Origin of the sequence: Flavobacterium sandaracinum (assembly GCF_004349135.1) — a bacterium.
Lineage (GTDB): Bacteria > Bacteroidota > Bacteroidia > Flavobacteriales > Flavobacteriaceae > Flavobacterium > Flavobacterium sandaracinum.
Genome location: NZ_SMFN01000056.1, coordinates 1 through 1,579 on the forward strand (window position 1 = coordinate 1; position 1,579 = coordinate 1,579).

At 39.8% G+C, this 1,579-nt stretch carries 2 protein-coding genes; both read right to left on the bottom strand.

Annotated elements, in window-relative coordinates; all coding sequences use genetic code 11:
- Positions 1-500: 500 nt before the first annotated feature.
- Entirely contained in the window at positions 501-773 is a 273-nt protein-coding gene (locus E0F91_RS18125; RefSeq protein ID WP_341825597.1) for a transposase, read from the bottom strand.
- A gap of 23 nt (positions 774-796) precedes the next feature.
- A partial coding sequence (locus E0F91_RS18130; RefSeq protein WP_279432797.1) for a transposase occupies positions 797-1,579 on the bottom strand: 783 nt, incomplete at its 5' end.

The following is a 1,579-nucleotide window of genomic DNA, read 5'->3' on the forward strand; positions in this document are numbered from 1 at the left end:
CTTGTACTTGCTCTTGATCCAACTCGGTTGGGATTTTTCCAAAATGCAAAGCCATAGCAGCTACATGCCGGGAATAATTAGAAAAGGTGCTTTGGCTTCTGCCTAAAATAGAAATCGTACGTTCAAATCGATGCAAGAGCTGCTCAAAATTAGGAACCTCTCGAATGGCCTGATTAAGGATTTTGTTTTCCCTTAAAGCATCAGGATGCTTTTTTTTGTAGTCATAATAATTGATTTTAGTTATCTTTGAAAAGTACTACTTTTTCGGACACGCGCTACCGAAGGTTTAGTTCAACAGCCGCTACAAGCGATTTGCGGATTTAGTGGAATTACCGTTTTTTAATCCTATTTTCGTTTAGCCGAAAATATACGTTTTCAAAACCCGCAAACCGCTTGTAGCGCCAGGACGTCAGGCTGTGAAAAAACTCCGTTTTTCACTTAATTACAGCAAAAATCATCGTTTTATACTTCAAAATAAGCATGTTAAGCAAGCTTGTTTTTTAAGCAGCAATTGCTAAGTCCAATCCGAATAAGTCGTTAAAAAGCCTTAAATAAACCCTTTTAAAAACAAAAACACCTTTGGTTTTGTAAGGTGACTTCCAGTTCTTGAGTTTGGCAATTAAATCCGGTACGCCCAGTATATTTATCGAACGTTTGATGTTGTACACGAGCATAATTAAACTGTGTTCGCCATTGACTTTTTCGAGTCCTATTAAATTCGTGTGATTGTAACCCCATTGTCTCTTGATCGTGCCAAAAATATGTTCGTTGATTTACTCAATTTTTTATTTGTTTTTTATTGGATTTCGTGATTTCCGCTTCGCTTCAATTCCTGCCTAGTGCGATACAATTGCGGATTTTCTCGGTAGCGTTGGTTGTTCTCCTCTATGGCATCAGCATACTCGCTGCGGTCGATCTCGCGTCCACCGGCTCTACTGGTGCACAGGTGTTTTACGGGACATTCCTTGCAAGAGGGTATTCGGTATTTCTTGAATTGATGCCCGCTTTGTCCGGTTCGCCCACTTTTTTTATGCCATCTTCCTGTAGTTTTTAAAGTTGCTCCTTGGGGACAAGTATAGGTGTCATCGGCTTTATTGTAAATGAATTTGGCAACCAAATATTCGGGTTTTGTGACACTGTCTTTGCTTATTCCTGGCGTAGGATGCGCTACAATGGTGGTAATGTTATGGTCTTTGCAGTAGGCAATTTCCCTTCCATTATGATAGCCTTTATCTACCAAAGCAGTAAATGTGTCGACTCCCAAGTTTTCTTTTGCCTCGAGTGCAATGGCGCCTAAGGCGTTAAGATCATTGCGATTGATGGTATGGGTGGCAACTACTAAATTGTGTTTATTATCTACTGCTGCTTGGATATTGTAACTGATCTCAACTACTACTCCTTGAACCAGAAGCGCGCGTGCATCTTCATCGGTGGTGCTTATTTGGGGTTCTCCGCTGGCTTTTAGTTTTGCTTCTAGAAGTTCATATCCTATTTTATTATTTTTTAATCGTTCAATCTTTTCTTGAATCTTGGTTATGTTGATCCCATTGTCTTGGGTATCATTTTGATCTAATTGCGT